This is a genomic window from Micromonospora sp. AMSO31t, assembly GCF_008868175.1.
Taxonomy (GTDB): Bacteria; Actinomycetota; Actinomycetes; order Mycobacteriales; family Micromonosporaceae; genus Micromonospora.
Genome location: NZ_WBKT01000088.1, coordinates 1 through 22735 on the forward strand (window position 1 = coordinate 1; position 22735 = coordinate 22735).

Here is a 22735-nt window from a genome sequence, read left to right on the forward strand (position 1 = left end):
GGAGGTCCAGCGCCGGGAGCGCGGTCGCGGCGAGCACGGCGGGGCCGGCCGCGGGGACGACCTCGACGGCGGGGACGGGCCGGGCCGCCGGGGCGGCCGGGCGGCGCCGCCACAGCCAGGTGACGTCGCGGGCGAACGACTCGACCAGCAGGACCAGCGCGCCGGCGACCAGCGCCGCGGTGGCCGCCGGCGGCAGCAACCCGCTCGCCGCCACCGCGAGCACCACACCCTGCGCCGCCGCGACCACCTTGCGCCAGAACCGGGGCGGCAGCGCGCCGCCCATCCAGGGCAGCGGCCAGCTCGCCGCCACGAACGCGTACCGCATCCCGCCGATGACCAGCACCCAGGCCCCGACCGACGGGGCGAGGTGCACGCTGAGCACCAGGAGCAGGAAGGAGTCGACCTCCATGTCGAACCGGGCGCCCAGCGCGCTCACCGTGCCGGTGCGCCGGGCCACCTGGCCGTCCACCGCGTCGAGCGCCAGCGCCACCGCGGTGAGCGGGACCAGCACGGCCACCGGCGCCGGCCCGCCGTCGACGACCAGGGCCAGCACCCCGCCGACCAGCAGCGCCCGGGCCAGCGTCACCCGGTCGGCCGGGCCGAGCCGGTCCGCGCCGGCCGCCCGCAGGCCGTGCCGGAGCAGCCCGCAGAGCACCCCGGCGTACGCGAGGCCGGCCAGCCAGCCCGCCACGCCGAGGCCCACCGTGCCGGCGAGACCGGCCAGCAGGACGAACTGCACGCTCAGCCCGACCAAGGGGCCATTTCGAACCGTGGACACCCTGCCTCCGTGTCTATGATCGACAACCCTGTCAGTCATCACGGGAAATTCGGCCGTCCGGTTCGGTCCGGATGCGGAAAAGAGGAGAATTCGTGACCGGTGACGCCCGCGCCTTCTGGCTCCGCGCCCCCGGCGAGGGTGAGCTCCGCCCGGTCACGCTCACCCCGCCCGGCCCCGGCGAGGTGCTGGTCCGCGCCCGCTACTCCGGCGTCAGCCGGGGCACCGAGACCCTGGTCTTCAGCGGCCGGGTCCCCGCCGACCAGCACGCCGCCATGCGCGCCCCGTTCCAGGAGGGCGACTTCCCGGCCCCGGTGAAGTACGGCTACCTGAGCGTCGGCACCGTCGAGGCGGGCCCGGCGGAGCTGCGCGGGCGTACCGTCTTCTGCCTGCACCCGCACCAGACCGCGTACGTGGTGCCGGCCGACGCCGTGGTGGTCGTACCCGATGCGGTGCCGGCGGCCCGCGCGGTGCTGGCCGGCACCGTGGAGACCGCGGTGAACGCGCTCTGGGACGCCGCGCCGCTGGTCGGCGACCGGGTCACCGTCGTCGGCGGCGGCATGGTCGGCTGCTGCGTGGCCGCCGTGCTGGCCCGCTTCCCCGGGGTCCGCGTCGAGCTGGTCGACGCCGACCCGGCCCGGGCGGCGGTGGCCGCGGCGCTCGGCGTCGACTTCGCGCTGCCCGCCGACGCGGCCGGCGACCGGGACCTGGTGGTGCACGCCAGCGCCACGGCCGAGGGGCTGCAACGCGCGCTGGAGCTGCTCCGCCCGGAGCGCACCGTGCTGGAGCTGAGCTGGTACGGCGACCGCCCGGTCTCCCTCACCCTGGGCGGGGCGTTCCACTCGAAGCGCCTCGGCATCCGCAGCAGCCAGGTCGGCACCGTGTCGCCCCGGCGTGCCGACCGCAGCTACGCCGACCGGCTGGCGGTGGCCCTGGACCTGCTCGCCGACCCGGCGTTCGACGCCCTCATCACCGGCCGGTCCCGCTTCGCCGACCTGCCCGACGTGCTCGACCGGCTCGCCTCGGGCCGGCTCCCCGCGCTCTGCCAGCTCATCACCTACGACGAGGAGTGACATGTTCAGCGTCACCGTCCGGGACCACATGATGGTCGCCCACAGTTTCCGCGGCGAGGTGTTCGGCCCGGCCCAGCGGCTGCACGGCGCGACCTTCGTCGTCGACGCCACCTTCCGCCGGCCGGAGCTGGACGCCGACGGGATCGTGGTCGACATCGGCCTGGCCACCGAGCAGCTCAAGGCGGTGCTCGGCGCGCTCAGCTACCGCAACCTGGACGACGAGCCGGACTTCGCCGGGGTGAACACCACCACCGAGGTGCTGGCGCGGACGGTGGCCGACCGGCTGGCCGGGGCGGTGCACGCCGGGCGGCTCGGCGAGGGGGCGCGCGGCCTGGCCGGGATCACCGTCACCCTGCACGAGTCGCACGTCGCGTGGGCCAGCTACGAGCGGTCGCTGTGACCGGATGACGGTCGTGCACGTGGTGCTGCCGGGCGACATCGACGACCCGGCGAGCCCCAGCGGTGGCAACGGATACGACCGCCGGGCCTGTCACGAGCTGGCCGCGCGCGGCTGGACGGTGCGGGAACACCCGGTGCCGGGCGGCTGGCCGCACCCCGGGCCGGGGGAGCGGGCGGCGCTGGCCGGGGTGCTGGCCGCGCTGCCCGACGGCGCGGCCGTGCTGCTCGACGGCCTGGTCGCGTCGACCGTGCCCGAGGTGCTGGCCCCGCACGCCCGGCGGCTGCGCCTCGTGGTGCTGGTGCACCTGCCGCGGGAGGACGAGGTCGAGGGCCGGGCCCTCGCCGCGGCGACGGCCGTGGTCTCCACCAGCGAGTGGACCCGCCGCCGGCTGCTCGACCGCTACCGGCTCGCCGCCGACCGGGTGCGGGTCGCCCCGCCCGGGGTCGACGCGGCGCCGGTCACCGCCGGCTCGCCGGAGGGCACCCGGCTGCTCTGCGTCGCGGCGGTCACCCCGCTCAAGGGGCACGACGTGCTCGCCGGCGCCCTCACCCGGGTCGCCGACCTGCCCTGGACGTGCGACCTGGTCGGCCCGCTCACCCGCGACCCGGACTTCGTCGCGCGGCTCCGCCGGCAGCTCGCCGACACCGGCCTCGCCGGCCGGGTCCGGCTGGCCGGGCCGCTGACCGGGGCCGACGTGGCCGCCGCGTACGCCGCCGCCGACCTGCTGGTGCTGCCGTCCCGCCGGGAGACCTACGGGATGGTGGTCACCGAGGCGCTCGCCCGGGGCGTGCCGGTGCTGGCCAGCGACACCGGCGGCCTGCCCCGGACGCTCGGGCGCAGCCCGGACGGGGACCGCCCCGGCCTGCTGGTGCCCCCGGCGGACCCGGCGGCGCTGGCCGGCGCGCTGCGCCGCTGGCTCACCGACCCGGACCTGCGGGACCGGCTGCGCCGCGCCGCCCGGCAGCGGCGGGACACCCTCACCGGCTGGGCGGTCACCGGGGACCGGCTGGCCGCTGCCCTCAAGGAGGCCACGGCGGCATGACCACCTCGCTACTTCCCCCCGGCTTCGCGGACTGGCTGCGCCTGCGCGAACCCGCCGACGCGGCGGCCCGCTCGGCCGACCTGCTCGACGCGGTCCGCCGCCGGCTGCCCGCCGACCGGCCGCTCGTCGTGCACGACCTGGGCAGCGGTACCGGCTCGATGGCCCGCTGGCTCGCCCCGCGGCTGCCCGGCCCGCAACGCTGGGTGCTGCACGAGCGGGACGCCGACCTGCTGGCGCTGGCCGCCGCCGGCGGGACCGCCGCCGCCGACGGCGACCCGGTGACCGTGCTGACCCGCGGCTCCGACATCACCCGGCTGGCCGCCGCCGACCTGGCCGACGCCCACCTGGTCACCGCCTCGGCGCTGCTGGACATGCTGACCGCCGGGGAGGTCGAGCGGATCGTGGCGGCCTGCGCCGGCCACCCCACCCTGTTCGCCCTCACCGTGCTGGGCCGGGTGCGCTTCACCCCCGCCGACCCGCTCGACGCCGAGTTCGAAGCCGCGTTCAACGCCCACCAGCGGCGGACCGCCGCCGGCCGTGCCCTGCTCGGCCCGGACGCCGTGGACGTCACCGTGGCGGCCTTCCGCCGCCGGGGCGTACCGGTGCGGGTCCGGTCCAGCCCGTGGCGCCTCGGCCCGGAGCAGGCAGCGCTCACCGCGGAGTGGCTGGTGGGCTGGCTCGACGCGGCCGTCGAGGAGCGCCCGGAGCTGGCCGGGGTGGCCGGGGGGTACCGGGAGCGGCGGCTCGCCGAGGCGGCGGACGGCCGGCTGCGGGTGGTGCTGCACCACGCCGACCTGCTCGCCGGGTGAACCGGACCGGCCGGCGGCACGTGACAACAGATGGACCGAGGGAGGACCACTCTTGTCACACGCCGCCGTCGCCGGGCCCGTCCCGGCCGCCGCGTCCGCTCCGGCCCGGTCGTTCTGGGCCTGGGCCCGCCCGCTCGCCGGGCTCGCCGTGCTCGCCGCGCTGGTCTGGTCGGTGGGCACCGGCCCGTTCCTGGCCGGGCTGCGGCTGATCGACGCCCCGGCGCTCGCCGCCGCGCTCGGGATCGGCGCGATCACCACGGTCTGCTGCGCCTGGCGCTGGTCGCTGGTCGCCGGCGGGCTGGGCGTACGGCTGCCACTGCGGGCCGCGGTCGCGCACTGCTACCGGGCGGTCTTCCTCAACTCCACCCTGCCCGGCGGGGTGCTCGGCGACGTGCACCGGGCGGTCCGGCACGGCCGGGACGCCGGGGACGTGGCCCGGGGCGTCCGCGCCGTGGTCTGGGAACGCACGGCCGGGCAGGTGGTCCAGCTGGTCATCGCGGTGGCCGTGCTGGCGGCGCTGCCGTCCCCGGTCCGGCCGTACCTGCCGGTGGTGGCCGCCGGGCTGGCGGCCGTCGCGCTGGCGCTGGCGCTGGCCGCCCGGGCGGTGCCCCGCTCCGGGGCGTCCCGCTGGGCCCGCGCGGCGCGCACCGCGGTCGCCGACGTCCGGGCCGGGCTGCTCGCCCGGCGCACCTGGCTGGGCGTGGTGACGGCCTCCGCCGTGGTGGTCGCCGGCCACCTGGCCACCTTCGTGGTGGCGGCGCGCACGGCCGGCGCCGACGCGCCGCTGTCCCGGCTGGTGCCGCTGACCCTGCTTGCCCTGCTCGCCATGGGACTACCGACCAACGTGGGCGGGTTCGGGCCACGCGAGGGGGTCGCGGCCTGGGCGTTCGCGGCAGCCGGCCTCACCGCCGCGCAGGGCGTCGCCACCGGCACGGTGTACGGGGCGCTGGTGTTGGTGGCCAGCCTGCCGGGCGCCGCGGTGCTGCTGATCCACCGGCGGCCGACCGCCGTGCCCGGCGACTGTCGGTGATCCCGCCTACGGTGAGGGTGCGAGGTGTGTGTTGCCGGCACGTCCGGCAGCCGCGGACGAAGGAGAAGCATGGACGAAACTCTGCCCGCCGCGACGGTCCGGACCGAGGTCACGGTTCCCCTGCGGTTTCCGGACGGCTACGTGACCACCGCCCGGGTGCACTCCTTCCACGGCCTGGTCGACGGCCGCGAGCACCTCGCCATCGGGCTCGGTGAGCGGCGGGACCCGGACAGCTCACCGCCGCTGGTCCGCCCGCACAGCGAGTGCCTCACGGGGGACGTGTTCGGCAGCCAGCGCTGCGACTGCGGCCCGCAGCTGCGCGAGGCGGTCGAGCGGATCGCCGAGGCCGGCGGCTACCTGCTCTACCTGCGGCAGGAGGGCCGGGGCATCGGCCTCTACGCCAAGCTCGACGCGTACGCCCTGCAGGACGGCGGCCTGGACACCTACGAGGCCAACGTGGCGCTCGGCCGGGGCCCCGACGAGCGCGACTACACGGTGGCCGCGCAGATGCTCGCCGCGCTGGGCGTGACCCGGGTGGCGCTGCTCAGCAACAACCCGGACAAGGCCGCCCAGCTGGAGCGGCTGGGCGTCACGGTGGTCGACCGGGTGCTCACCGGCGTGCACCTGTCCCCGGCGAACGCGGGCTACCTGGCGGCCAAGGTGACGCGCGCGGACCACGCCCTCGACCTGCCGTTCGTGCCGTGACCAGCCGGCCGTACGTGCTGCTCAGCTGCGCGATGTCGATCGACGGCTACATCGACGACGCCACCACCGAGCGGCTGCTGCTCTCCAACGACGCCGACCTGGACCGGATCGACGCGGTGCGGGCCGGCTGTGACGCGATCATGGTGGGCGCCGCCACGGTCCGCCGCGACGATCCCCGGCTGCTGGTGCGCAGCGAGCGGCGGCGGGCCGAACGGGTGGCGCGCGGCCTGCCGCCGTGCCCCGTGAAGGTCACGGTCACGGCCAGCGGCGATCTCGACCCGACCGCCCGGTTCTTCACCATGGGGGAGGGGGCGAAGCTGGTCTACTGCCCGAGCGGCGTGGCGGAGAAGACCCGGGAGCAGGTGGGCGCGGTGGCCACGGTGGTCGACGCGGGCGACCCGGTGACCCCGGGGGCGGTCCTCGCCGACCTGGCCGGGCGGGGCGTCGGCCGGCTCATGGTGGAGGGCGGGGGCACGGTGCACTGCCAGTTCCTCACCGCCGGTGTCGCCGACGAGCTGCACCTGGTGGTCGCGCCGTTCTTCGTGGGCGACCGCCGGGCGCCCCGGTTCGTCGGGGACGGCCACTTCCCGTGGCACGCGGGCCGCCGGGCCCGGGTCGTCGAGGTCCGCCAGATCGGCGACGTGGTGCTCACCCGCTACGCCCTCTCGGACCGCTGCCCCTCCGGCGGCTGACGGGCCCGGATCAGAGCACCTGGGACAGGAAGCGGCGCAGCCGGGGGTGTTCCGGGGCCTCGAAGACGGCGGCCGGCGGGCCGGCCTCCAGCACGACGCCGGCGTCCATGAAGGCCACCGTGTCGGCCACCTCGCGGGCGAAGCCCATCTCGTGGGTGACCACGACCATGGTCATGCCGGCGGCCGCGAGGTCGGCCATGACCCCGAGCACCCCCTTGACCAGCTCGGGGTCGAGTGCCGAGGTGGCCTCGTCGAAGAGCATGACCTGCGGCCGCAGCGCGAGGGCCCGGGCGATGGCCACCCGCTGCTGCTGCCCGCCGGAGAGCTGCGCCGGCCGGGAGTCGGCCTTGTGGGCCAGCCCGACCAGGTCGAGCTGGGCGCGGGCGACCTGCGCCGCCTCGTCCTCGGAGAGCTTCTTGAGCCTGCGGAGCGCGAGGGTGAGGTTGCGCAGCACGGTCATGTGCGGGAACAGGTTGAACTGCTGGAACACCATGCCGATCCGCTGGCGCAGCGCGTCCGGGTCGTCGCCCAGCACGCTGCGCCCGTCCAGCAGCACGTCGCCCCGGTCCGGCTCGATGAGCCGGTTGATCGTCCGCAGCAGCGTCGACTTGCCGGAGCCGGACGGGCCGATCACGCAGGCGGTTCCGCCCCGGGCCACCTCCAGGTCGGCGCCGCGCAGCACCTGGTGCTGACCGAAGGCCAGGTGGACGTCGCGGATGGCCAGGCTGACCGAGGTGGCGGTGGTGGTGCTCATCGCGGGTCCTTTCCGGCCGGTGCCGGCGCGCCGGCGGGGTCGAGCTCGACGTCGAGGTCGGGGGCGGCCACCGACCGGCCCTGCCGCAGCCGCCGGTCGATCCAGTTGACGGCGTGGGTCAGCGGCACGGTCAGCACCAGGTAGAACAGGCCGGCCAGCAGCAGCGCGGACTCGTTGCCGGTGGTGGCCGCGTAGTCCTGGCCGATCCGGAACAGTTCCCGCTGGCTGGCCACCAGGCCGAGGAAGTAGACCAGGCTGGAGTCCTTGATCAGCGCGATGAGCTGGTTGACCCAGGCCGGCAGCACCCGGCGTACGCCCTGCGGGACGATGACCAGGCGCATGGCCTCACCCCAGGAGAAGCCGAGCGCCCGGGCCCCCTCCAGCTGGGCGGCCTCCACGCTCTGGATGCCGGCCCGGAAGATCTCGCCGATGTAGGCGGCGGCGATCAGCGACAGCGCCAGCACGCCCAGCGGGTAGGGGTTCGGGCCCCACAGCTGCATGCCCAGCGGCGCCAGGCCGACGCCGATGAGCAGGATCGTCGCCGCCGCCGGCAGGCCGCGGAACACGTCGGTGTAGACCCGGGCCGGCCACCGCAACCAGCGGGTACGCGAGATGCCCGCGACGGCCAGCAGCATGCCCAGCACCGAGCCGAGCAGGGCGGCGGAGACCGCCAGGAGCAGCGTGTTGGGCAGCCCGACGGTCAGCATCTCGGGCAGCGCCTCGCGCATGGCGTCCCAGTCGAAGAAGGTCTCCCACAGGGTGCTCAGTGGATCCATGTCTCCGTCCGCCCCGCTCGTCTCCGTTGTTCCGCGTCTCCGTCGTCAGGTCAGGAGGCCGCCGACGGCGACGGCACGGCGACCGTGCCGCTGCCCGGCGTGAAGTCGGCCGGGATCGGACGGCCCGGGTAGTACTGCGCCTGGAGACGGCTCCAGGTGCCGTCGGCGATCACCTCGTCGAGGCCCTTGTCCAGCGCCTCGCGCAGCTTGTCGTTGCCCTTGGCCACCGCGTACGCGGTGGGGGCCGGGCTGAGCTGCTTCGCGGCCACGGTGATCTTGCCGCCGCTGTCCGCGGCGGACTTGTCGCCGATCTCGGCGGGGGCGATCCAGGCGTCCGCGGTGCCGGCCTTGAGCTGGTTGATCGCGCCGTTGTAGTCCGGCACCCGCACCGGGTTGAGCTTCTCGCGGGTGGCGTAGTCGTCCTGCACGGTGCCCTGCACGACGACCACCCGCTTGCCGGCGAGCTGGTCGAAGCCGGTGATCGGGGAGCCGGCGGGCACGTCCAGCCCGAAGTAGCCGAAGTCGTAGCCGTTGCCGAAGTCGACGGTCTTCTTCCGGGCCTCGGTGATGGTGATGGAGGAGCTGCCCACGTCGAACTTGTGGTTGTTGACCTGGGCGAGCAGGGCGGAGAAGTCGGTGCCCACGAACTCCACCTTCAGGCCGGCCTTTCCGGCGACCGCGGTGAGCAGGTCGTTGTCGAAGCCGGTGAACTTCCCGTCCTTCAGGTAGACGTTCGGCGGGGCGTCGGTGAGGGTGCCGGCGCGCAGCACGCCGGCCTGCAGCAGGCCGTACGGGTTGGCGGCCTCGCTCGTGGAGCCGTTGTCGCCGCAGGCGGTGAGGGCGGTCGCGGCGAGCACGGCGGCGGCGCTGAGCGCGGCGGCGCGGGTCAGGGCGGTACGGAATCGCACAGGTGTCTCCAGGGTCTCAGGCGGCGTGGGCGCACGCCGCCGACGGCGCGCCCGGGGTCGGGCGGGCCGCAAGGGATGGTGCGGAGGTGGGGGAGTGGCGCTCAGCGCGCGTCGGGGCGGCGACAGGCGTCGCTGCACACCCGCATCAGGTCGACGTGCCGCCGCTTGACCAGCGCGAAACGCGCCGGGTAGGCGATGCCGTCGGCGGGCGGGGTGCGGAGCTGAGCAGACATGGTTCCCTCGGGTCGGTGATGACCTGGGTACCAGGCCACGCTTGCACCGGCGGCTGCCGGTGCCTGGTCCTCACCCGGGGCACCCCACCGCGGAGGAGGGTTGCCGGCCAGCGAGCCGGGGCTTGGCGCTGGCGCTCATGACCTGCCGAGAAGGCTAGCAGGAGGCCGGCCCCGACCGTCCAGCCGTTATGACCACGCTCACGCCCGGGCCTTACCGGCGAGCGGGCATGACCGGGGCGTCGCGCCCGGTGCCGTGCCGCGACGGCGTCCGCTGCTCGTGGTAGTCCTGCTCGACGTTGACCGTCCAGACGTCGTGGCCGGCGCCGTGGGCGATGTTCTCGGCGGCCAGCATCGCGGTGAGCATCGAGTGGTCGGCGTTGTTGTAGCGGTGCATCCCGTTGCGCCCCACCGGGTGCACGTTCGGGGCCGCACGGGCCAGCCAGTCCCGGATCACGTCCACGTTGTGCTGGTAGCGCTCGTCGTAGACCGGGTACGCCTTCGGCATCCGGACCACGTAGCCGGCCTCCACGCAGCCGGGGCGAACCAGGCGCAGCCGCTCCAGCTCGGCCGTGGCGAAGGCGACCAGGTCCGCGTCCGGCGTCCGCCACATCTCGTCGTCCTCGAAGACGAAGTACTCCAGCCCGAGGCAGGTCCGCCCGTCCTTCACGAGGTACGGCGACCAGGAGCCGAAGTTCTGGATCCGGCCCACCTTGGCGGCCGGGTCGTGCACGTAGATCCAGTTGTCCGGGAAGGAGAACTCCTCCGGCACCACCAGCGCGACGGTCAGGAAGTCCCGGTAGCGCAGGTCCTCGGCGGCGGCCCGGACCTCCGGTGGTGCCTCGGGGCGCATGGCCCGCACCAGCGCGGAGATCGGCATCGAGGAGATCACGTGGTCGGCCTGTTCGGTGCGCGCTCCGTCGCCGTCGACCACCGTCACGGCGGTCGCCCGGCGTGCGGCCGGGTCCCGGTGCACCTCGGTCACCCAGGTGTTCAGCCGGACCGTGCCGCCCCGCTTCTCCACCTCCTCGGTGCAGCGCTCCCACATCATCCCGGGGCCGTGCTTCGGGTACTGGAACTCCTCGATGAGGCTGGTGACGTCCTTGCGGTTGCGCCGGGGCAGCAGCGCGTTGAGCACCGCCGTGGACAGCGACAGGTTCTTGATCCGCTGGGCGGCCCAGTCGGCCTGCAACTGGTCGGCCGGCATCCCCCAGACCTTCTCCGTGTAGGTCTTGAAGAACTTCGAGTAGAGCCGCCAGCCGAACCGGGCCGACACCCACCCCTCGAAGTGCGACTGGTCCTTCGGCGGGCGCAGCCGGGCCCGCCCGTACGAGCCGACGCAGCGCAACGCCTCCACCAGGCCGAGGTTACGCAGCGCGTTGCCGGCGCTGAGCGGGTAGTCGTAGAGCGCGCCCCGGTAGTAGATCCGGCTCATCCGGGGCCGGAGCAGGAAGTCCTCGTCGGGCAGGATCTCGTGCCAGAAGTCCTCCACCCGGGAGACCTTCGTGAAGAACCGGTGCCCGCCGATGTCGAACCGCCAGCCGTCCCGCTCCACCGTGCGGCTGATCCCGCCGACCACGCCGTCGGCCTCGTAGACCCGGACCGGCTCGCCGTGCCGCAGCAGCTCGTACGCGGCGGTCAGCCCCGCGGGCCCCGCCCCGATGACCACGGTCCCGTTGCCGTCACCCATGCCGTCCGCGCCCCCCGCCGCCAGCCTGCCGATGCGGCAGCGCCCTTACCCGTCCTGCCCGCCGACTCACCTGCGGCGGGCAATCCACCGAACCCGGGTCACCCGTTCGGGGTGGGCGGGTGTGAACCGGCACGGAACGGGGAACCGCCGACGGTTTCCCGGTCCGGGGGTCGGTCGCGGGGCGGCCGGTGGGAGCGGGATGGCGGACGAGCGGCGGGCCGGTACGGCGGACGTGCCCGGCCCCGACCTGCGGCCGGGCGCGCGCGCCCGGCTGGCGTCGGCGGGCCGGCGGCTGGCCGCGCGGATCCCCGCGCCCTGGGGCTTCGTGCTCGCCGTCTTCGTCGGCTCGAAGGTCGTGCTCAGCCTGGTCGGCGTGCTCGTGCTGACCGCCTGGGACGGGGTGCCCGGCGCGCCGCCCGCCGACGAGGCGATGATGCGGACCCAGCAGAACCAGGTGTCGTCGCACCGCTGGGTCTCGCTCTGGTTCGCCTGGGACTCGTTCCTCTACGACCACCTGGCCCGGCTGCCGCTGGACCGGCCGTGGAACGACTTCGGCTTCCCGCTGCTCTACCCGTTCCTGGCCCGGCCCCTCGCGCCGCTGCTCGGCGGGCACACCGCCTGGGCACTGCTGGTGGTCGCCAACGTGGCGCTGCTGTTCCAGCTCTGGTTCGCGTACCGGCTGGGGGCCCGGCTGCTCGGCGCCGACGACCCGGACGGCGCGGGCGCGGACGGGCGGCGGGCCGTGCGGTACCTGCTGCTCCTGCCGACGGCGTTCCTGTTCCAGGCGGCGCTGACCGAGTCGCTCTTCGTCTGCCTCGCCCTGGCCGCGTTCTGGTACGCCGAGCAGCGCCGCTGGCTGGTGGTCGGGATCGTCGGCTACTTCCTGGCGATGAGCCGCTCGGTCGGCTTCGTGGTGGTGATCCCGCTGGCCCTGGTGCTGCTGCGCCAGCACGGCTGGCGCCTCGACCCGCGCAGCCTCGCCCGGTACCTGCGGCTGGGCTGGCCGCTGCTGCTGGTGCCGGCTGGCTGGCTGACCTTCATGGCGTTCTGCCGCTGGCAGGGCGGCGACTGGTTCGCCTACCAGCACGCCCAGGAGAAGGGCTGGGGGATCAGGGTGCAGAACCCGCTCGGGGTGGCCGGGTCGGCGCTGGTCGGCGACAACTCGGCCAACGCGTTCCGGGTCTGGATCGCCGTGGCCATGCTGCTCGTGGCGGTCGTCGGGCTGCGCCGGCGGGCCGACTGGCCGTACCTGGTCTACACGGTGATCGTGGTGCTGGTACCGCTGTCGATGGGCCCGCCGGTGTACAAGAGCCTGCTGCGCTACCTGCTGGCCGCGTTCCCGGTGGCGCTGGTGCTGGCGCGCTGGGCCCGCCGGCCCGGCCTCGACGGCTGGCTCACCGCCGGGCTGGCGCTGCTCCAGGGCGCGCTGTTCGCCGTGTGGCTGACCTACTGGACCCACCTCATCATCTGACCGCCGCCGGGCACGGCGGCCGGCCGGGCTGCAGAATGGCCGGATGACCGACCGGCGGGTGACCCTCGACGACCTCGGCGCCTGGCTGATCAAGGGCAACGCGGACGCGGTGGACCTGACCGGCCGCTTCGCCGCCGACCCGACGGTGACCGGCTGGTGCGTCCGGCCCGGCTACCGCGTCCGGCTGATGCGGGCCGGGCAGCCCGTGGTGTTCTGGGCCAGCGGCAGCCGCGGCCGGGCGCCGTACGGGGTGTGGGGCCTGGGCCGCGTAGCGGCCGCGCCGCGTCCCGGCGAGCCCGGCGAGCCGTGGACCCTCCCGCTGGACCTGACCATCCTCGACGAGCCGCTGCGGGTGTGCCGGGAGCTGCTGCGCGCCGACGCGCGGCTGGCCGGGGCCGAGGTGTTCCGGCAGCCGCAGGCGGCGAACCCCTCGTACCTGACCGTGGCGCAGTTCGCCGCGCTCCACGATCATCTCCCCGCACCGCATGGTCCGGTCCGACCCGGGTAGATCGGATCCAGGCGGAGAAGCGAGGTGGGCGATGGCCGGGACGTGGTTGATGGGCGCGGGCGCCGCGACAACCGGGGGGCGGCCGACGGCGGTCCTGGTGGCGGTGCATCCCGAGGACGGGGACGGCAGCGGCCCGGGGAGCGATACCTCGCTGGCCGAGTTGAGCCGCCTGGCCGACACCGACGGGCTGACCGTCGCCGAGTCGGTGGTGCAGAACCGGACCAGGCCCGACCCGGCCACCTACGTCGGCGCCGGCAAGGTGGACGAGCTGGCCGCGGTGGCCGAGCGGACCCACGCCGACGTGGTGATCGCCGACGGCGAGCTGAGCCCCGGACAGGTGCGCAACCTCGAGGAGCGCACCGGGGTGCGGGTGGTCGACCGGACGGCCCTGATCCTGGACATCTTCGCCGAGCACGCCCGGACCAGCGAGGGCCGGGTGCAGGTGGAGCTGGCGCAGATCGCGTACCAACTGCCCCGGCTGCGCGGCGACGGCCGCGCGTTGTCCCGGGTGGGTGGTGGCCGGATGGCCGGCGGCGCCGGCATGGGCGTGCGCGGTCCCGGTGAGATGAAGCTGGAGACCCAGCGCCGCCGGCTGCGGCAGCGGGCCACCCGGCTGCGGGGCAACGTGCGCGAGCTGGCCCGGCGACGGGAGCGCAACCGAGGCCGCCGGGCCCGCAACCGGGTGCCCTCGGTGGCTATCACGGGTTACACCAACGCCGGCAAGTCCGCGCTGCTCAACCGCCTCACCGGGGCGGACGCGCCGGTCCAGGACGTGCTCTTCGCCACGCTCGACCCGACGGTGCGGCGGATCTCCACCGGCGACCTCACCTACACGGTCACCGACACGGTCGGGTTCGTCCGGCACCTGCCCCACCAGCTGGTCGACGCGTTCCGGTCGACGCTGGAGGAGGTGAGCGGCAGCGACCTGGTGCTGCACGTGGTCGACGCCGCCGCGCCGGACGCGCTGGAGCAGATCACCACCGTGCACGGCGTGCTGCACGAGATCGGCGCGGGGGACGTGCCCGAGCTGCTGGTGCTCAACAAGATCGACGTGGCGCCCCCGGAGTGGGTGGACGCGCTGTGCCGCGCCTGCCCGGAGGCCGTGCCGGTGTCGGCGTTGACCGGCGAGGGCGTCGACCGGCTGCGCGCCGAGCTGGCCGCCCGGCTGGGCCGCCGCTGAACGAAGCCGGGTCTTGCTATGCAACTCGTTGCATAGCAAGATGGCCGGCATGTCGCTGGAGCACGCCATCCTCGTCTCGCTCCTGGAGCAACCCGCCTCCGGGTACGAGCTGGCCCGGCGCTTCGACCGCTCGATCGGCCGCTTCTGGACCGCCACCCACCAGCAGATCTACCGGGTGCTCAAGCGGATGGAGCACGACGACTGGCTCACCGCCGAGGAGATCGGCCAGGAGGGGCTGCCGGACAAGAAGGTCTGGTCCGTCACCCCCACCGGGCGGTCCGCCCTGGTCACCTGGCTGCGCGCCCCGGTGCAGCCGGAGGCCGTCCGGCACGAGCTGGCCGTCAAGATCCGCGGCGCCGCGTTCGACGACGCGGCCGGCCGCGCCGCCCTGGTCGCCGAGGTCGAGCGCTACCGCGCCGACCACGAGGCCACCCTCGCCGGCTACCTGGCCGGCGAGCGCCGCGACTTCCCCGACACCGCCGCTCCCGACGCCCGCGCGGCCCTCCAGCACGTCGTCCTGCGCGGCGGCATCGCGTACGAGCGCATGGTGCTGGCCTGGCTCGACGACGTCCTCGACACCCTGCGCCACCTCGACCCCGCCACCCCCAGGAAGGCGACCTCGTGACCGACCCGCTGCTGTTCCACCCGCACCGCTACGACCCCGCCCACCTCGACGAGACCTCCCGGCGCCTGCTGCGCGCCACCGTCGACTGGTTCGAGTCCCGCGGCAAGCGGGCCCTGGTGGACAGCTACAACCACCACGAGTGGTACGCCGACTTCCTCGACTTCGCCGCCAAGGAGGGGCTCTTCGCCACCTTCCTCACCCCGGCCGCGGACGGCGGCGGCGACCCGGACAAGCGCTGGGACACCGCCCGCAACGCCGCGCTCAGCGAGATCCTCGGCTTCTACGGCCTCGGCTACTGGTACACGTGGCAGGTCACCGTGCTCGGCCTCGGACCGGTCTGGCAGAGCGGCAACGCCGCCGCCCGGGCCCGCGCCGCCGCGCTGCTCGACGAGGGGCACGTCATGGCGTTCGGCCTCTCCGAGCGGCCGCACGGCGCCGACATCTACTCCACCGATCTGCTGCTCACCCCGGACGGCGCGGGCGGCTTCCGGGCCACCGGCGGCAAGTACTACATCGGCAACGGCAACGTCGCCGGGCTGGTCTCCGTCTTCGGCCGCCGCGCCGACGTGGAGGGCCCCGAGGGGTACGTCTTCTTCGCCGCCGACAGCCGGCACCCCGCGTACCGGCTGGTCCGCAACGTGGTCAACGCGCAGATGTACGTCAGCGAGTTCCGCCTGGAGGACTACCCGGTGCGGGCCGAGGACGTGCTGCACACCGGCCCGGCCGCCTTCGACGCCGCGCTCAACACCGTCAACGTCGGCAAGTTCAACCTCTGCACCGCCTCCATCGGCATCTGCCAGCACGCCATGTACGAGGCGGTCACCCACGCCCACCAGCGGATCCTCTACGGCCGGCGGGTCACCGACTTCCCGCACGTGCGCCGCGAGCTGACCGACGCGTACGCCCGCCTGGTGGCCATGAAGCTGTTCAGCGACCGCGCGGTCGACTACTTCCGCTCGGCGGGCCCGGACGACCGGCGGTACCTGCTGTTCAACCCGATGACCAAGATGAAGGTCACCACCGAGGGCGAGAAGGTCATCGACCTGCTCTGGGACGTGATCGCCGCCAAGGGCTTCGAGGCCGACACCTACTTCGACAAGGCCGCCAAGGACATCCGCGGCCTGCCGAAGCTGGAGGGCACGGTGCACGTCAACCTGGCGCTGATCCTCAAGTTCCTGCCGAACTACCTGTTCCGGCCGGCCGAGCACCCGCCCGTGCCGACCCGGCGCGACCCGGCCGACGACGAGTTCCTCTTCGCGCAGGGCCCGGCCCGCGGCCTCGGCGCGATCCGCTTCCACGACTGGCGCGCCGCCTACGACGCGCACGCCCACGTGCCCAACGTGGCCCGGTTCCGCGAGCAGGCCGACGGGCTGGCCGCCCTGCTCGCCGCCCACGCGCCGGACGAGACCCAGCAGCGGGACCTGGACTTCCTGCTCACCGTCGGCCAGCTCTTCGCGCTCGTCGTCTACGGGCAGCTGATCCTCGAGCAGGCCGAGCTGACCGGTCTCGACGCCGACCTGCTCGACGAGATCTTCGACCTGCTGGTCCGGGACTTCTCCGCGTACGCCACCGAACTGCACGGCAGGGCGGCCACCACCGAGGCGCAGGCGGCCTGGGCCGTGGCGCACCTCCGGCGCCCGGTCACCGACGCCGACCGCACCGCCCGGGTGTGGCAGCGGGTGGTGGACCTCGCCGGCGCGTACGAGATGCACCCCTGACCGGTCGGGCGGGGGCGGCCCGCGGCGCCCCCGCCCGGTAGGTTGCTCGGATGTTCGCCCTCGCCCTGACCGACGACGCCGAGCTGCGGCCGCTGATGCCGTGGCACGCCGACGAGTTCCTCGCCAACCTCGACCGCTGCCGGGAGCACATCGCCCCCTGGGTGGGCGCGTCCTTCGTGGCCACCGACGCCGATTCCGCCCGCCGGGTCCTTCAGAACTACGCCGACCGGTGGGCCCGCGACGACGGCGGGATCTGGGGCATCTGGCGGCACGGCACGCTGGTCGGCGGGGTGATGTTCGTGTCGCTCAGCACGACCACGGGCGTCGCCGAGGCCGGCTGCTGGCTGGAGCCCGCCGCCGAGGGGCAGGGCCTCGTCACCCGCGCCGCCCGCGTGATCATCGGCTGGGCGGTCCGGGACCGCGGCATCCACCGGGTGGAGTGGGTCACCAAGGCCGACAACGCGCGCAGCATCGCCGTCGCACGGCGGCTGGGGATGAGCCGCGACGGTGTGCTCCGGGAGGCCGCGCCGGGGCCGGACGGCCGGGCCGACCTGGAGGTCTGGTCCGTGCTGTCCCCGGAATGGAAGCCGGAGGGATAGCCGGGCCCTGGCCTCGGAGGGACCGGGCGATTGGCACGCGGCGGAGTTCTGTCGTACCCGGACGTCAACATGTATCCATGGCTGTCCCCGCACTGGCCGACCGGTCCCCCCAGCCGCGCGCCCTGCCGCTGCGCGAGGTCCGCACCCGGCTCACCCAGCTCGTCTCCCTCGCCGAGCTGACCGACACCGTCACCGTCGTCACCCGCGACGGCGATCCGCGCCCGGTCGCCGCGATCGTGCCCGCCGCGGCGGCGCGCACCGCGGCGCAGGCTCGCGCCGACGCCGACCGGATCGCCGCGATCAGCGCCGGCTGGTCGCGCCGCCTGGAGGAGCTGCACCGGCAGAGCAGCCGGCGGCACGCCGCCGAGCTGCGCACCCTCGCCGACGCCCTCGCCGAGGTCTGGGCCGAGCTGGACCGGCGCGCCCCGGCCGGCGACCCGGCGCTCGCCCGGCTCCGCGCCGCCCACGCCGACCTGCTGCGCGGCTGACCGTGCGGCCTCCGACCACCTCGGGCCGGAGGCCGCGGGCGCCCGTCAGTCCCGGCCGCGCTGCGCCCGGTAACGCCGGATCAGCGCGGCGGTGGACGAGTCCACGTCGCCGAGATCCGGCCCGGCGCCGGTGAGCTTCGGGGCGAGCTGGTTGGCCATCACCTTGCCCAGCTCCACGCCCCACTGGTCGAAGGCGTTGATGTCCCAGACCGCGGCCTCGGTGAAGACGATGTGCTCGTAGAGGGCGATGAGCTGGCCCAGCGTCGCCGGGGTCAGCTTCGGCGCGATGATCGACGTGGTCGGGTGGTTACCCGGCATCACCCGGTGCGGCACCACCTCGGGCGCGGTGCCCTCGGCCTCGACCTGCTCCTTCGTGCGGCCGAAGGCGAGCGCGGCGGTCTGCGCGAAGAAGTTCGACATGAACAGGTCGTGCATGTCGCCCAGGTCGTGGTTGGGCTGGCTGAACGCGATGAAGTCGGCCGGGATCAGCCGGGTGCCCTGGTGGATGAGCTGGTAGAAGGCGTGCTGACCGTTGGTGCCCGGCTCGCCCCAGAAGATCTCCCCGGTCGGGTAGGTGACCGGCCGGCCGTCCCGGGTCACCGACTTGCCGTTGCTCTCCATGGTGAGCTGCTGCAGGTAGGCCGGGAACCGGTGCAGGTACTGCGCGTACGGCAGCACCGCGTGCGTCTCCGCGCCGAGGAAGTCCGTGTACCAGACGTTGAGCAGGCCGAGCAGCGCCGGCACGTTCCGCGCCACCGGCGTGGTCCGGAAGTGCTCGTCCACGGCGTGGTAGCCGGCCAGCAGCTCCCGGAACCGCTGTGGCCCGACCGCCAGCATCACCGACAGCCCGACCGCGGAGGGCAGCGAGTAGCGCCCACCCACCCAGTCCCAGAAGCCGAACATGTTCTCCGGGTCGATGCCGAAGTCGCGGACCCGCTGCTCGTTGGTGCTGACCGCGACGAAGTGCCGGGCCACGGCGCTGTCGTCGGCGTCCAGCCCGGCCAGCAGCCAGCGCCGGGCCTGGTCGGCGTTGGCCAGGGTCTCCTGGGTGGAGAACGTCTTGGAGACCACGACGAACAGCGTGCTGGCCGGGTCCAGGTCGGTGGTCTTGTCGTGGATGTCGGTCGGGTCGATGTTGGACACGAACCGGCAGCTGATCCCCGCGTCCCGGTACGCCTTCAACGCCTCGTACGCCATCACCGGCCCGAGGTCAGAGCCGCCGATGCCGATGTTGACGACGGTGCTGATCCGCTCGCCGGTGTGGCCCCGCCAGGCGCCGGAGCGGACCCGCTCGGCGAACGCCGACATCCGGTCCAGCACGGCGTGCACGTCGGCGACGACGTCCTGGCCGTCCACGGTGAGCGACGCGTCGCGGGGCAGGCGCAGGGCGGTGTGCAGCACGGCCCGGTCCTCGGTGGAGTTGATGTGTTCACCGGCGAACATGGCGGCGATCCGGTCGGTCAGCCCGACCCGCTCGGCGAGCGCGGTCAGCAGGCTCAACGTCTCGTCGGTGACCAGGTTCTTGCTGTAGTCGACGTGCAGGTCGGCGACCTCGCCGGTGAGCCGCTCACCCCGTTGCCCGTCCGCGTCGAACAGCTCCCGCAGGTGCGTGCCGCGCACCGCCTCGGCGTGCTTGCGCAGGGCCTGCCATTCGTCCGTGGTGGTGACGTCCACAGCCATCGGGTCGATCTTCTCCTTCACGACGGGTCTGCCGGCCGGGCCGGCGTCGCCCCGCTGCCGGCGACCCCACCAGCCTGCCACCCGGAGCCGGTACGCGCGACGCGACGCGACATCGCCCACCCTCGGAAGCGGGGATCCGCCGGCGCGACACGCGTTTGGGACGGGTGTTCGACACGCCGGTCACGGGCAGACAGCATCCGACTGCGAACAGTAAGCTCCGGTGCTGCCCGTCCCGCCGAGGAGGTGCCATGACCACGGTGATCGGCCCCCGTCCCCCGTCCGACCAGGACGAGCCGGCGGACGGACCGGCGCTGCCGGAGCTGGAGGACCCGCACTGGATGCACCGGGCCACCGAGCTTGCCCACACCAGCTTCTGGTCGGTGGCCCGCCGGCTGCCCGCCCTGGTCCGGGAGGCCGTCACCCTGGCCTGGGCGACCAGCCGGCGGGACACGCTCGCCTCGATCGGTCTCAACGTCGCCGCCGGCGTGCTCACCACGCTGGGCCTGCTCGCCACGACGGGGGTCCTGCACCAGCTCTTCGCCGCCGGCCCCACGCCCGACCGGATCCGCGCGGCGCTGCCCGCCCTGACGCTGGCGGCAGCGGCGGTCACCGTCCGCGGCGCCCTGACCGTGGCCGCGGGCTGGGCGCAGGCGCGGCTCATCCCGCAGATCAACTACGCGGTGGAGCTGCGGCTCTTCGAGACCACCTCGGCGGTCGAACTGGCCGCCTTCGACGACGCCGGGTTCGCCGAGGAGATGGTGCGGGCCCGCGACCGGGGCCTGGCCGAGGCCGGGTCCATCGTGAACGACACCGTCAACCTGGTCAGCGGCGTGGTGGGCGTGGCGGCCACCGCGGCGGCGGTGACGGTGATCCATCCGCTGCTGCTGCCCTGCCTGCTGGTCGCCGCCGCGCCGGAGGCCGTGACCGCCGTGCGGATGGCCCGCCGCCAGCACTCCGACTGGCTGGCCCGGATCACCCGCCGGCGGCGCAAGTTCCTGCTCGGCGACCTGATGGCCGACCGGCACACGGCCGCCGAGATCCGCGCGTACCAGATGCGGGAGTTCCTGCTGGCGGAGTACCACCGGATGGTGAGCCTGGAGACCCGCGCCGAGCTGCGCCTGGCCCGCTCGCAGACGGCGACCCGCGCGGTCGGCCTGTCGGCCACCGGGGTCGCCGCCTTCGGGCTCTACGCGGTCCTCGGCGGCCTGCTGCTCAACGGCGTCGTGGCCCTCGCCGCCGCAGCCACCGCCCTGCTGGCGTTGCAGTCCGCCCGGGCCGGCCTGCGGACCGCGGTGTTCGCCACCAACTCGCTCTACGAGGACGCGCTCTACTACCAGGACTACCGCGACTTCCTGGACCGGGCCCGGCACCGGGTGCCGGCCGGCGGCACGCGGCCCGTCGACGGCTTCGACCGGATCGAGCTCGACCGGGTGAGCCTGCGTTACCCGGACACCGAGACGGCCGCCGTGGACGAGGTCAGTCTCACCGTGCGGCGCGGTGAGGTGATCGCGTTGGTGGGGGAGAACGGCTCCGGCAAGACCACTCTCGCCAAGCTCGTCGCCGGCCTCTACCGGCCTACCGCCGGCGTGATCCGCTGGGACGGGGTGGACACCGCCGAGCTGGACCCGCGGCAGACCGCCGCGCAGGCCGCGGTCATGAGCCAGGACTGGTGGAAGTTCCCGTTCACGGCCCGGCAGAACATCCGGGTCGGCCGGCACGACCGGCCCGCCGACCGGCCCGGCCCGAAGGTCGAGGACGCGGCCCGCGACGCCGCCGCACACGACATGATCACCGAGTTGCCGTTCGGGTACGACACGCTGCTGGACCGGCAGTTCAAGGACGGCCAGGACCTCTCCGGCGGGCAGTGGCAGCGGCTCGTGGCGGCCCGCGGTCTCTACCGGGACGCCCGCCTGCTGATCTGCGACGAGCCGTCGGCGGCCCTCGACGCGCGGGCCGAGCACGCCCTGTTCCAGCACCTGCGGCGGCACCCCGACCGGGCCGTCGTGCTCGTCACCCACCGGCTGGCCAACGTCCGGCACGCCGACCGGATCTTCGTGCTGGACCACGGCCGGATCGTTCAGCAGGGCGACCACGACGAGCTGATGGCCCAGGAGGGTCTCTACCGGGAGCTGTTCCAGCTTCAGGCGGCCGGCTACCTGGCGCAGGCCGGCGACGCCGGAGCCGAGCGTTGACCTCCAGTGCGCTCGAACTCCTACGGTGACCGCACCGGCCGCCGCCCGGTCAGCGCGGCGTCACCTCAGGGAGCTTGCATGCGTCACCGCGTCCTCGGCGGCACCGGCATCCAGGTCAGCGTCCACTGTCTCGGCACCATGATGTTCGGCGCGGTCGGCAACCCCGACCACGACGACTGCGCCCGGATCGTCCACGCCGCCCTCGACCGGGGCGTCAACTTCGTGGACACCGCCGACATGTACTCGGCGGGCGAGTCGGAGGTGATCGTCGGCAAGGCGCTGCGGGGCCGGCGCGACGACGTGGTCCTGGCCACCAAGGTGCACTTCCCGATGGGGGAGGGGCCCAACCGGGGCGGCAACTCGCGGCGTTGGGTCGTCCGCGCCGTCGAGGACAGCCTGCGCCGCCTCGGCACCGACTGGATCGACCTCTACCAGGTGCACCGGCCCGACCACACCACGGACGTCGAGGAGACCCTCGGGGCGCTCACCGACCTGGTCCGGGCCGGCAAGATCCGGGCGTTCGGCTGCTCGACCTTCCCGGCCGAGGAGATCGTCGAGGCGCAGCACGTGGCGGAGCGGCGGGCGCTCGGCCGGTTCCGCACCGAGCAGCCGCCGTACTCGATCCTGGCCCGCGGGATCGAGACCGCGGTCCTGCCGGTCTGCCAGCGGTACGGCATGGGCGTGCTGGTGTGGAGCCCGCTGGCCTCCGGCTTCCTCACCGGCCGGTACCGGCAGGGGGCGGCCGTCGACCTCACCGCCGGCCGCCCGGCGCGCACCCCGGCCCGGTTCGACCCGGCGCTGCCGGGCAACGCCGCCAAGTACGCCGCCGTCGAGGAACTGGTCGCGCTCGCCGAGGAGATCGGCTGTTCGCTGCCCGAGCTGGCCGTCGCGTTCACCGTGGCGCACCCGGCCGTCACCTCGACGATCCTCGGGCCGCGCACGCTGGAGCAGTTGGAGGGGCTGCTCAAGGGAGCGGAGCTCGTGCTGGACGACGCCGTGCTGGACCGGATCGACGAGATCGTCCCGCCCGGCACGAACCTCTACCCGCCGGACGGCGTCTGGTCCCCGCCCGCGCTCACCGACCCGTCACGCCGCCGTCGGCCTCCGGCCGAGCGGGCCGCCGCCTGATCGTCGGCCGCCGGCCGAGCGGGCCGCCGCGACATCGCCGGGAGCCACCGACTGACCGCCGGAGCGCGGCGCCTGATGCGCGGGCCGCGCCGCCGGCCGCCGCAGGTGGACCGGGTGACTGTTGCCGCCGGCCGCCGCCCTCGGTCTTGAACAGCTTCTTGCCGGCCACGTGCAGTTGCTGGAAGGGGCGCAGCGTGCCGAGGTCGAAGATGGCGCCCAGGTCGACGAAGAAGCCGTCGGCCCGCTGGCCGGCGAAGACCTT

23 protein-coding genes, 1 pseudogene and 1 riboswitch are annotated in these 22735 nt (G+C 74.6%); of the genes and pseudogenes, 16 read left to right on the plus strand and 8 right to left on the minus strand.

The features are described from left to right. Positions 1-817: CDP-alcohol phosphatidyltransferase family protein (locus F8274_RS19460; protein ID WP_151463805.1), on the minus strand; the 817-nt coding region annotated here is incomplete at its 3' end. Between the two features lie 53 nt (positions 818-870). On the opposite strand from F8274_RS19460, the gene F8274_RS19465 reads away from it, so the two are divergent. The 7 genes from F8274_RS19465 (at position 871) to F8274_RS19495 (ending at position 6526) form a co-directional block, all read left to right on the plus strand. Further along, positions 871-1848 carry a zinc-binding alcohol dehydrogenase gene (locus F8274_RS19465; RefSeq protein WP_151463806.1) on the plus strand — a complete coding sequence of 326 codons (978 nt, stop codon included), beginning with the start codon at positions 871-873 and terminating at the stop codon, positions 1846-1848. Between the two features lies 1 nt (position 1849). Then, entirely contained in the window at positions 1850-2248 is a 399-nt protein-coding gene (locus F8274_RS19470) for a 6-carboxytetrahydropterin synthase (protein ID WP_151463807.1), read from the plus strand. 4 nt (positions 2249-2252) lie between these two features. Continuing rightward, the gene (locus F8274_RS19475; protein ID WP_151463808.1) at positions 2253-3290 is read left to right on the plus strand and encodes a glycosyltransferase family 4 protein; all 1038 of its coding nucleotides are present in this window, start codon (positions 2253-2255) and stop codon (positions 3288-3290) included. Next, complete coding sequence (locus F8274_RS19480; protein WP_151463809.1) at positions 3287-4099, plus strand: SAM-dependent methyltransferase; 813 nt, start codon at positions 3287-3289, stop codon at positions 4097-4099. Before F8274_RS19475 ends, F8274_RS19480 begins: the two co-directional genes overlap by 4 nt. Before the next feature lie 52 nt (positions 4100-4151). Then, positions 4152-5129 (plus strand): lysylphosphatidylglycerol synthase domain-containing protein, encoded by a 978-nt coding sequence (locus tag F8274_RS19485; RefSeq protein WP_151463810.1) that lies wholly within the window; start codon positions 4152-4154, stop codon positions 5127-5129. Positions 5130-5198: 69 nt separating this feature from the next. After that, entirely contained in the window at positions 5199-5834 is a 636-nt protein-coding gene (gene ribA / locus F8274_RS19490; protein WP_151463811.1) for a GTP cyclohydrolase II, read from the plus strand. Further along, entirely contained in the window at positions 5831-6526 is a 696-nt protein-coding gene (locus F8274_RS19495) for a dihydrofolate reductase family protein (RefSeq protein ID WP_151463812.1), read from the plus strand. Before ribA ends, F8274_RS19495 begins: the two co-directional genes overlap by 4 nt. Positions 6527-6536: 10 nt before the next feature. On the opposite strand, the gene F8274_RS19500 is transcribed toward F8274_RS19495, so the two are convergent. The 5 genes from F8274_RS19500 to F8274_RS19515 form a co-directional block, all read right to left on the minus strand. After that, a complete protein-coding gene (locus tag F8274_RS19500; protein WP_151463813.1) occupies positions 6537-7280 on the minus strand; it encodes an amino acid ABC transporter ATP-binding protein in 744 nt (247 codons plus the stop codon). After that, complete coding sequence (locus F8274_RS19505; protein ID WP_151463814.1) at positions 7277-8056, minus strand: amino acid ABC transporter permease; 780 nt, start codon at positions 8054-8056, stop codon at positions 7277-7279. The genes F8274_RS19500 and F8274_RS19505 overlap by 4 nt, the downstream gene beginning before the upstream one ends. Before the next feature lie 50 nt (positions 8057-8106). Beyond that, a complete protein-coding gene (locus tag F8274_RS19510; protein WP_151463815.1) occupies positions 8107-8964 on the minus strand; it encodes an ABC transporter substrate-binding protein in 858 nt (285 codons plus the stop codon). A 101-nt stretch (positions 8965-9065) separates the two neighbouring features. After that, positions 9066-9197, minus strand: a complete 132-nt coding sequence (locus tag F8274_RS32360) for a hypothetical protein (RefSeq protein WP_255474577.1) — start codon at positions 9195-9197, stop codon at positions 9066-9068. A 32-nt stretch (positions 9198-9229) separates the two neighbouring features. Further along, positions 9230-9340: riboswitch (SAM riboswitch) on the minus strand. Between the two features lie 68 nt (positions 9341-9408). Further along, complete coding sequence (locus F8274_RS19515; RefSeq protein ID WP_151463816.1) at positions 9409-10884, minus strand: NAD(P)/FAD-dependent oxidoreductase; 1476 nt, start codon at positions 10882-10884, stop codon at positions 9409-9411. 199 nt (positions 10885-11083) lie between these two features. Here F8274_RS19515 and F8274_RS19520 point away from each other — a divergent pair, with 199 nt between their 5' ends. The 7 genes from F8274_RS19520 (at position 11084) to F8274_RS19550 (ending at position 17473) form a co-directional block, all read left to right on the plus strand. Next, positions 11084-12355: a hypothetical protein gene (locus F8274_RS19520; protein ID WP_151463817.1), complete on the plus strand. Its 1272-nt coding sequence runs from the start codon at positions 11084-11086 to the stop codon at positions 12353-12355. Between the two features lie 43 nt (positions 12356-12398). After that, complete coding sequence (locus F8274_RS19525) at positions 12399-12863, plus strand: hypothetical protein (RefSeq protein ID WP_151463818.1); 465 nt, start codon at positions 12399-12401, stop codon at positions 12861-12863. Positions 12864-12894: 31 nt separating this feature from the next. Then, positions 12895-14043: a GTPase HflX gene (hflX, locus tag F8274_RS19530; protein ID WP_151463819.1), complete on the plus strand. Its 1149-nt coding sequence runs from the start codon at positions 12895-12897 to the stop codon at positions 14041-14043. A 49-nt stretch (positions 14044-14092) separates the two neighbouring features. Then, entirely contained in the window at positions 14093-14668 is a 576-nt protein-coding gene (locus tag F8274_RS19535; RefSeq protein ID WP_151463820.1) for a PadR family transcriptional regulator, read from the plus strand. Further along, positions 14665-16386 carry an acyl-CoA dehydrogenase family protein gene (locus tag F8274_RS19540; RefSeq protein ID WP_151463821.1) on the plus strand — a complete coding sequence of 574 codons (1722 nt, stop codon included), beginning with the start codon at positions 14665-14667 and terminating at the stop codon, positions 16384-16386. Before F8274_RS19535 ends, F8274_RS19540 begins: the two co-directional genes overlap by 4 nt. Before the next feature lie 50 nt (positions 16387-16436). Further along, positions 16437-16985, plus strand: coding sequence for a GNAT family N-acetyltransferase (locus F8274_RS19545; RefSeq protein WP_151463822.1), 549 nt, complete (start codon positions 16437-16439; stop codon positions 16983-16985). A gap of 77 nt (positions 16986-17062) precedes the next feature. After that, positions 17063-17473 carry a type II toxin-antitoxin system Phd/YefM family antitoxin gene (locus tag F8274_RS19550; protein WP_151463823.1) on the plus strand — a complete coding sequence of 137 codons (411 nt, stop codon included), beginning with the start codon at positions 17063-17065 and terminating at the stop codon, positions 17471-17473. Positions 17474-17518: 45 nt separating this feature from the next. Here the strand turns inward: F8274_RS19550 and pgi are convergent, their stop codons facing one another. Next, the gene (pgi, locus tag F8274_RS19555; RefSeq protein ID WP_151463826.1) at positions 17519-19153 is read right to left on the minus strand and encodes a glucose-6-phosphate isomerase; all 1635 of its coding nucleotides are present in this window, start codon (positions 19151-19153) and stop codon (positions 17519-17521) included. A gap of 248 nt (positions 19154-19401) precedes the next feature. On the opposite strand from pgi, the gene F8274_RS19560 reads away from it, so the two are divergent. Both F8274_RS19560 and F8274_RS19565 read left to right on the plus strand, forming a co-directional pair. Further along, on the plus strand, positions 19402-21345 hold the full coding sequence (locus F8274_RS19560) for an ABC transporter ATP-binding protein (protein ID WP_151463824.1): 1944 nt from the start codon (positions 19402-19404) through the stop codon (positions 21343-21345). A gap of 78 nt (positions 21346-21423) precedes the next feature. Then, positions 21424-22473, plus strand: a complete 1050-nt coding sequence (locus F8274_RS19565) for an aldo/keto reductase (RefSeq protein ID WP_151463825.1) — start codon at positions 21424-21426, stop codon at positions 22471-22473. 136 nt (positions 22474-22609) lie between these two features. Here the strand turns inward: F8274_RS19565 and F8274_RS19570 are convergent. After that, positions 22610-22735, minus strand: a pseudogene (locus F8274_RS19570) (DUF4331 family protein); the annotation flags it as partial.